Source organism: Candidatus Poribacteria bacterium (assembly GCA_016866785.1).
Classification (GTDB): Bacteria; Poribacteria; WGA-4E.
The window spans coordinates 1-8,630 of record VGLH01000151.1 but is presented as its reverse complement, the minus strand read 5'-3'; the positions used below and the strand labels follow the sequence as shown (position 1 = coordinate 8,630).

At 65.6% G+C, this 8,630-nt stretch carries 8 protein-coding genes; 3 read left to right on the top strand and 5 right to left on the bottom strand.

Going from position 1 to position 8,630, the window contains the following annotated elements:
* From FJZ36_16570 to FJZ36_16550, 5 genes are all read right to left on the bottom strand, one after another.
* The coding region (locus FJZ36_16570; GenBank protein ID MBM3216514.1) for a hypothetical protein at window positions 1-292 on the bottom strand (292 nt) is incomplete at its 3' end.
* A gap of 305 nt (window positions 293-597) precedes the next feature.
* Window positions 598-1,749, bottom strand: coding sequence for a DUF91 domain-containing protein (locus FJZ36_16565; protein MBM3216513.1), 1,152 nt, complete (start codon window positions 1,747-1,749; stop codon window positions 598-600).
* Between the two features lie 2 nt (window positions 1,750-1,751).
* Window positions 1,752-2,270: a hypoxanthine phosphoribosyltransferase gene (gene hpt, locus FJZ36_16560; GenBank protein MBM3216512.1), complete on the bottom strand. Its 519-nt coding sequence runs from the start codon at window positions 2,268-2,270 to the stop codon at window positions 1,752-1,754.
* 26 nt (window positions 2,271-2,296) lie between these two features.
* Entirely contained in the window at window positions 2,297-3,421 is a 1,125-nt protein-coding gene (gene tilS / locus FJZ36_16555; GenBank protein ID MBM3216511.1) for a tRNA lysidine(34) synthetase TilS, read from the bottom strand.
* The gene (locus FJZ36_16550; GenBank protein ID MBM3216510.1) at window positions 3,292-4,314 is read right to left on the bottom strand and encodes a thiamine diphosphokinase; all 1,023 of its coding nucleotides are present in this window, start codon (window positions 4,312-4,314) and stop codon (window positions 3,292-3,294) included. The genes tilS and FJZ36_16550 overlap by 130 nt, the downstream gene beginning before the upstream one ends.
* 17 nt (window positions 4,315-4,331) lie before the next feature.
* On the opposite strand from FJZ36_16550, the gene clpB reads away from it, so the two are divergent.
* The 3 genes from clpB to FJZ36_16535 all read left to right on the top strand — a co-directional run bounded on the left by clpB (window position 4,332) and on the right by FJZ36_16535 (window position 8,352).
* The gene (clpB, locus tag FJZ36_16545; protein MBM3216509.1) at window positions 4,332-6,929 is read left to right on the top strand and encodes an ATP-dependent chaperone ClpB; all 2,598 of its coding nucleotides are present in this window, start codon (window positions 4,332-4,334) and stop codon (window positions 6,927-6,929) included.
* A gap of 83 nt (window positions 6,930-7,012) precedes the next feature.
* A complete protein-coding gene (locus FJZ36_16540; GenBank protein ID MBM3216508.1) occupies window positions 7,013-7,921 on the top strand; it encodes a hypothetical protein in 909 nt (302 codons plus the stop codon).
* Window positions 7,918-8,352: a GNAT family N-acetyltransferase gene (locus tag FJZ36_16535; GenBank protein MBM3216507.1), complete on the top strand. Its 435-nt coding sequence runs from the start codon at window positions 7,918-7,920 to the stop codon at window positions 8,350-8,352. The genes FJZ36_16540 and FJZ36_16535 overlap by 4 nt, the downstream gene beginning before the upstream one ends.
* Window positions 8,353-8,630: the final 278 nt, after the last annotated feature.

Here is an 8,630-nt window from a genome sequence, read left to right as displayed (position 1 = left end):
TATCGAACAGGTAGAGCCCGCGCTCCTGGATCTCCCGCGTCAGTTCGTCGAGGTTGTCGGCGTAGATGATGGGGTAGGAGGGCCAGAGAACGTCGCCGAGCTCGTGCGTGCGCGTGTACCGCTCGATCTCTTCGACGAACCCGACCAGCTTGCCCTCCGAGACGCCTAAGCCGCGCAGCGACGTGAACTGCGTCCGGTTCCCGAACGTCTCCCACGTCGGGGGCTTGGTGTGTCGGCGAAGGTCGTCGGGATGCTCGCGCGGATTCAGCAGGTGGACGTAGATGCGGGGCATGGACGCCTCCGATGCGGCAGACGGGTCGGGCGGTCGTGATCGCGGAGTATGTTACCGGTTCAGGCGAGCCGCGTCACGCAGGCACTCATCCCGCCTTTTCCCTGAAGGGAGTAGAAGTCTGGTTCCGCTCGGCGACGCCGCCCAGGGCGAACAGCGCCGTCGTCGACGACTCCGAAAGCCACATCAACCTTGCTGACTCGCGCAGGAAGCCAAGGGCCCTCCTGGTAGCCCTTGGTGTGGCACTCCAGAGTCAGGCGCGCTCCAGCACGCCGACGTACGGGAGCTGTGAGAATCAGCCTTTGGCATCAGTCGTCGGCGTGGACTGGGACGGGTCTGAGATGGAATTCCACCGAGTACGTCATGAAGCGGATGTTCGAAGCAGCCAGGAGCGCGTACCGCAAGCGCAAGCTCTCGGAATGGGCGATGATCAGTCCTTCAACCGAACCTTCTGGTTTGGCGAGCTCCTTCTTCACCCAGCCCATGTAGCGGAGTATCTGCCCCACAGTCGTATCGTCCGTTTGTCCGCGCTTCAGTTCGACGACGAGCCATCTATTACTGTCTGAGGCATGGTGGGCGAGAACGTCGATTTCGCCTGCGGCACAGCTGTACTTGTATCCGGCTTCCGGTTCGCCCGCTTCTTCGTAGATCCTCCACTCCTTCCCAAGCTCAGGAATCTGGTCCCAGTTGTCGACAATGAACTCATGCAGGTGCTGCTCCAACCCAAACATCTGCGGGTCGGGTACGGGCAGATCGGGTGGCGGTGGCGGCTCGGGCTGTGTCGTCTGTAACCATAGCAGCGAATCCAGTGACCACAAGTCCGTGCCCAACTCGGTCGCCAACGCGAGTAACACCCGATTGACCGCTTCGTAGGTTCCGCCAATCCCGTCAGCTGGCTGAGTGGCGGGCCAGAGGCCGAGCCTCCTCAGTGCCTGCTCTGATACGCGGTTCCATACCCCATACCGTTCGGGGTATCCGACATGAAGTATCGCCGTGGCAATCGCTTTCCCCATGCCAAGGATCGAGTTGGTGGCGGTCGCCAATCGCTCTCTGACAGGGCGGTCCTCGTCATACAGCGTCCGCAGAATGCCACGCAGCCGCTCCATGTCAGCGCAGATGCGGGAGCCTTGACGATGCAGACCCGTCCAATGACGGTTGGTCCTGAAGTCGAGGAATGCCCTGAACTCATCCTCTTGAAGGACGTCAACGTGTGGTACAGAGAAAGCTCTCTGAAAGCGGCTAATCACATCCGCCTTCGCAGACGCCATCCTCTGAACATCCATGTGAGACAGGTCAGCGATGAGCCGTGCACGGTCCGTATCACTGAGAAACGGCATATTCGGTTCCTCTTCTGCATACTCCATATCGTCGACGACCCCGGAAGCGATTTCTGCCCAGTTACTGTTGTTTCCCGTCGAGCGATCAGGACCCTCATGGTCGCCCATAGCGCGCAGCGTCACGGTCAGACCCGCTCCAGCACGCCGACATAGGGAAGCTGGCGGAACCAGCCGTCGTAGTCCAAGCCGTAGCCGACGACGAACACGTCCGGGATCGTGAACCCGACGAAATCCGCCTCGACGGGAGCGACGCGGCGGTTCGGTTTGTCGAGCAGGGCGCACAACCGCAGGCTGGCGGGCTCCTGGTCGCGCAGATGATCGATGATCCGCGACAGCGTGCGCCCCGTATCGAGGATGTCCTCCACGACGAGGACGTGCCGACCGATGACGGGACTCGTCAGCCGAGTCGTCCACCGGATGTCCTCCGATGACTCGGTCCCCTGGTAGCTGGAGATGCCCAGGAAGTCGACGCGCGTGGGAATCGTCAGCCGCCGCGTCAGATCGGCGAGGAACACGAACGACCCCTTGAGAATCGAGACGAGCGTCACCTCCTTGCCGGCGTAGCGCGCCGAGACCTCCGCCGCGAGCTGGCTCACCCGCGACTCGATCGCCTCCTGCGTGAGCAGCGTCCTGCCGACGCGCATGCCGTTGACGACTCCCAGTGGGTCGGTCATACCCGCGTCTCCCCTGCGATGCGCCCGTTCTTGATGCGCAGGCGGATCGCGCGCGTCAGGGATGTCGCGCGTCGTCCTCCGGTGAGAGCCAGTCGGCGGACCCGCTCGACCTCCTCGAACGTCGCGCTCCGCGCGGGAGCCAGGAGCCCATCGAGCCACCGCTTGAGCACCCGCCGCTGGACGGCGACCGGCTCCGATCGAAGCGGCTCGGTACGGATCGAATCGCCGTCGGCGGCGCGTTCCCAAGCGGCGTCCGTCAGGTCGCTCAGCAGCGCGTCTTCGTCGGCGAGGATACGCGCCGCCCGGCTCAGCGCGGCGTCGGGCTGCGGGTTGTAGCTCTCCAGTGCGGGCATCAGGTTCCGCCGAACCCGATTGCGCAGGAACCGCAGGTCGTCGTTGGACGCGTCAGTGCGGTAGGGAACGCCCTCGGCGTCGAGGAACCGGAGGATGTCGTCGCGCGAGCACTCCAGCAGTGGACGAATCCACAGCCCATCGCGGATGGGTCGGATTCCCGCTAGCCCCGCGCTCCCAGCGCCGCGCAATAGCTGCATGAGAACCGTCTCCGCCAGGTCGCCGCGATGATGTCCCAGAGCGATGCGATCCGCGCCGACTTTTCCCGCGACGTCCGTCAGAAACGCGTAGCGCACGTCGCGGGCAACGGCTTCCAGGGAGCCTCCGACCTCGGCGCGTCGTGCCCCGACGTCGATCCTCTCAACGGTCACCGGCAAGTCTCGGAGCCGCGCCTGGTCCTCGACGAACGCGGCGTCTCCGTCGCTGGCGTCTCCGCGAAGGCAGTGGTTCAGGTGGGCGACGTGGAGCGGCACGTCCATCGACTCGCGCAACCGGGCAAACAACTCCAGCAGCGCCATCGAGTCGGGACCCCCCGACACGGCGAGCACGACGCGCTGACCCGGCGACACGAGCCGCTCGTCGCGGCAGAACGCCTCGACGCGGGCTGCGAATCGGTCGGCGGCGGTGGAACCCATCGCGGTCACCAGTTGTGGACGACGAACATGGGCGGGGAGTCGGGCTCCAGTTCGATGCGGGCGGCGTCGGCGGTCATCTCGTTGCGCAGGGCGTTCGCCCGGTGGACAGGGAGCGTCATGCCGTCGAGCCGCCATCGCAAGCCATCGCTGGAGCGCACGCGCGCCTCTCCCGCAAACGGGATCAGCGACACGCGGTTGATGCCGTCGCCGACGCGCCGGAGCATCAGGGCGTCGACGCATTCGCGGATGTCCTCTCGCGGGCTGCGGATCGCGGCGCAGAACCCCTGGCGCTCGCCGGCGAGATGGCGCGCCTCCGGCAGCAGCATCAGGTTCCCGAGGAAATGGTCGTGATCGGAGCCGTTTGGCGGCGGAAAAGCGCCGTAGAACACAAACTCGGAGCATCCCTCGCGCACGGCGATATGCAGCGCCAACTGCCCGTCCGTGTAGTCTTCTTTGTCGGCGCGTTCGTCGTACGCCGTGACGAACGCCGCGCCGCGCGACTCCCATCGCTCCCGGTCGGCTGGCGTCATCGAGTCGCAGTCGCCTACGACGAGATGCGGCTTCGCCCATGCCGCACCCTGCATGAGCCAGTCGAACGCGCGAATGCCTCCGTCGGCGCAGATGACCAGCGCTCGCGCGCATGCCTGGACGTAGAACTGCGCGTGCTTGGGATCGTAACCGCCGTTGAGGAAAATCGCCGCGCGACGAGTCGGTTCCATGCCAGAGAGTCTAGCCCTCGACCGGTCCGCGTTCAATGGCGTGCCGCGCTGGCACACCATCGGCGGCCGGCATCGGACAGTCTCGGCGTCATTCCCGCACAGGCGGGAATCCAGAGTACTGGCTCCCAACCCGCGAGTGAGTCGCGTGGGTGTGCGGAGCTGATGGACGGTGAGGAAGCCTGCGACGTAGACTCTAGGTTCCCGCTTTCGCGGGAGCGACGGAAAAGGGGCGGGAGCGACGGTAGCAACGCGATCGCGCTGGCGATGGCACATGCCTTGCTTCTTTGCGGGCGGAGGATCAACAGGCATCGCCGAGGAGCCCGCGTATGCGCATGGACCGATTGACCGTCAAGACCCAAGAAGCCCTCGCCGCCGCGCAGGAGTTGGCGAGCGAACGCGAAAATCCCGAAGTCGTCCCCGAGCACCTGCTGATGGCGCTCGTCCGGCAGGAAGGCGCGCCGACGCCCGCCATCATCTCCAAGCTCGGCGGCGACGTGCGCGCCATGGCAGGCGACATCGGAGCCGCGCTCGACAAACTCCCGCGCGTGCAGGGCAAGGGGCTCGAACTCTACTTCGCGTCTTCGACCCGTCGTCTCCTCGACGAGGCGCTGAAGGAGTCCAAGGCGCTCAAAGACGCCTACGTCAGCACGGAGCATCTGCTACTCGCGCTCTCGAAACAGAAGGAGGGAGCCGCCAGCGAAGTTCTCCGCAAGCACGGCATCACGCCGGAGCGCATTCTCGAAGCCCTCCAGTCGATCCGAGGCGGTCAGCGCGTCGAAGACCCTCACGCCGAGGATCGGTATCAAGCGCTCGAACGTTTCGGACGCGACTTCACCGAGATGGCACGCCAGGGCAAGCTCGACCCCGTCATCGGGCGCGACGAGGAGGTGCGCCGTGTCATGCAGGTGCTTTCGCGGCGGACGAAGAACAACCCCGTCCTGATCGGGGAACCGGGCGTCGGCAAGACCGCCATCGCCGAAGGGCTCGCCCAGCGGATCGTATCCGGCGACGTGCCGGAGACCCTCAAGAACCGTCGGTTGATCGCATTGGACATCGGCGCGCTCGTCGCCGGAACGAAGTACCGGGGCGAGTTCGAAGACCGGCTCAAAGCCGTCCTGAAAGACGTTCAGGAGGCGGCTGGTTCCGTCGTGCTGTTCATCGACGAGCTCCACACGATTGTCGGGGCGGGGGCCGCCGAGGGGGCCGTCGACGCCTCGAACATGCTCAAGCCCGCTCTGGCACGGGGCGAGCTCCATTGCATCGGCGCGACGACTCTCGACGAGTACCGCAAGCACATCGAGAAGGACGCCGCGCTGGAACGCCGGTTCCAGCCGGTTCTCGTCGATGAGCCGACCGTCGAGGAGACCGTAGCCATCCTGCGGGGGCTCAAAGAACGCTACGAGGTGCATCACGGCGTCCGGATTCAGGACGCGGCGCTCGTCGCGGCGGCGACGCTCTCGAACCGCTACATCGCCGACCGGTTCCTGCCCGACAAGGCGGTCGATCTGATCGACGAATCCGCCTCGCGCCTGCGCATGGAGATCGACAGCGTTCCCGTGGAGATCGACGAGGTAGAACGCCGGCTCATCCAGTTGCAGATCGAGCAGCGCGCCCTGGCGCAGGAGACCGACGAGGCGTCCAAGGGCAGGCTCGACAAGCTGAACGCCGAGATCGCCGCCCTGGAGGAGCAACTCCGCGAGCTCAAGCTCCGCTGGGAGCAGGAGAAGGAGGCGATCCACGGTCAGCAGGAGTTGATGGAGCGGGTCGAGCAGTTGAAGATCGAGCAGGAAAGGGCGCAGCGGAGCGGCGATTTCGACCGCGCCAGCCGCATCCTCTACGGCGAGATGCCCCAGCTCGAAGGGCGGCTCAAGGCACTCCAGGACGTGTCCGTGGACAACCCGATGCTCAAGGAGGAAGTCACGCAGGAGGACGTCGCCGAGGTTGTCGCCAAGTGGACGGGCGTTCCCGTCTCGCGGATGATGGAGAGCGAAGTCCAGAAGCTCGTGACGATGAGCGACCGGCTCAAGGAGAAGGTGCTGGGTCAGGACGAAGCCGTCGAGAGCGTGTCGAACGCCATCCGACGCGCGCGCGCGGGGCTTCAGGACGCCCAGCGACCTATCGGTTCGTTCGTGTTCCTCGGACCGACGGGCGTCGGCAAGACCCATCTGGCGAAGAGCCTCGCCGAGTTCCTGTTCGATACGTCCGAGGCGATGATCCGCATCGACATGAGCGAGTACATGGAGCAGCACTCCGTCGCCCGGCTGATCGGCGCTCCCCCCGGATACGTCGGCTACGAGGAGGGAGGTCAACTCACCGAAGCCGTGCGTCGGCGTCCCTACTCGGTCATCCTGTTCGACGAGATCGAGAAGGCTCACCAGGAGGTGTTCAACGCGCTCCTGCAAGTCCTCGATGATGGGCGCATGACGGACGGCAAGGGCAGAACCGTCGATTTCCGCAACGCCGTCATCATCTTGACATCCAACATCGGGAGCCATTGGCTCCAGAACGCCCGCGACGTCGAGAGCGTCCGCGACCAGGTGATGGGCGAGCTCCGATCGCACTTCCGACCGGAGTTCCTGAATCGCATCGACGACATCATCCTGTTCAACCGCCTCACGGAAGAAGCCATCGCGGAGATCGTCGATCTGCAGTTCGAGGAGCTGCGCCGTCGCGTCGCGGAGCGGAACCTGAGCCTGACGCTCACGGCGGCAGGCAGGGCGTGGCTGGCGGAACACGGCTACGATCCGGTCTACGGGGCGCGTCCGCTGCGTCGGCTCTTCCAGCGGGCAGTGCTCGATCCGCTGGCGTTGGAGCTCCTGTCGGGGCGGTTCCACGACGGCGATGCCATCGTCGTCGATGCCGACTCAGACGGCATTCGGTTCTCGTCGGGACCGGGCGGAATGGTCGTGCAAACCGACGCCTAGCCGACGAAGTGTGCCAACCGCCGGAGCGTCCGGCGCGTTGAATCTGCGGCAGGCGAGCGTTCCCGCGAGGAGGCGACCGGATCATGCGTTCCCCTGTGGCGCGGCTTCGAGGCGTGGCGTCGGCGATTGCCTTCGTGTTTCTTTTCGGAGCGCATGTCGGGGATGCCGCATCGGCAGAGGACGGATCCGGCGACAAGTACGCCCTTATCATCAGCGCAGGAAAGAGCAAGTTCCGCGAGTCGCTGGTCGAGACAGCCGTCAAGTCGCTGAAGGCGAACGGGTTCGAGCCCGCCCGCACGACGCTGCTCACGGCGGAGAAGGCGACGTGGGAACACATCGCGACCGCCGTCGATACCCTCTACGAGCAGTTGTCCGACAGGGACATGCTCGTCGTCTACGTCGCCGGTTCCGGCACGCTGCTCGGCGAAGGGGACGCCAAGGAGAGCGTGCTGTTCCTGTGGAACAACACGGCGATTCGCACGTCGCGCCTGGCGGAGCATCTGGCAGCGCTGGACACGATGAGCGGGGTCGTTGTCTTCGACGCGCCGTACAGCGGCGAGTTCATCGGAGAGTTCCGCGACACCAACTTCGTGACGATTGCGCCAGCGAAGGAGAACGACGCCGAGGCGTGCGCGACCTTCGCGCTGGTGCTCTGGAAGGAACTGGAACGCGGCGCCAAGGACAAGCAGCAGAAGTTCCTGAACAGCGTCGAGGGCGCGTACAGCGTCGCGGAAGCCCATGCGAAGCGGCGCAGCCCGGCGACTCCTCTCATCGCCGCGCCGTACGACGCCGAGCACTTCTTCCTGTGGCTGCCTCCGCGCGACCAGGTCGAAGTGGATCGGCGGCTGGGGCTCGGATCGTCGTTGGTTCCGCCGATGACGGCGGACTTGCAAGCGCGCATCGCAGCCGCAGCGGATGAGTACGACCCGCTGCCGGAATCGCCGGAGGACGATGTCTACGAGGACGCTCCGAGCGTCGACGTGGTCGAATGAGCCCGGCGGGCGAATCATCCCTGACCTACTGGATCGGCAACGATCTCTCGCTGGACGCGGTGATCGAGCTCTACGTCGACTCGACGCTGGGCGAACGCCGGCCCGTCGACGACCGCGAGCGGATACGCGCCATGCTGGAGAACGCCAACCTCGTCGTGACGGCTTGGGACGGCGAGACGCTCGTCGGCATCGCGCGGTCGGTGACCGACTTCGCCTATGCGACGTACCTCTCCGACCTTGCCGTGCGGCTGTCGTATCAGAGGCGCGGCATCGGGAAGGAGCTCGTCCGACGCACTCAGGCGGCGGCTCCGACGGCGACGCTCATCCTGCTGTCGGCTCCTGCCGCCGTCGAGTACTACCCCCGCATCGGCTTTACGCATCATCCCCAGGCATGGATTCTGCGCCCCGGCGAGACGGTCACGCCCGACTGACCACAGTTCACGGGAACGTGGCTCTAGGAGCGTTCGTAGGGGCGACTCGGCGAGTCGCCCCTACGGCGTATGACTCCGTCTACTTGTGGATCACCATCCGCCGCGTCTCCCGGAAGGAGCCCGCGCGGAGCTCGTAGAAGTACACCCCGCTCGCGACCCGCTCCCCGAGCTCGTTCCGACCGTCCCAGTACGCCGCCTCGTCACGCGATGTGTAGTACCCCGGCTCGCGGTAGCCCACGTCGAGCTTCCGCACGAGTGAACCCGCCACGTCGTAGACG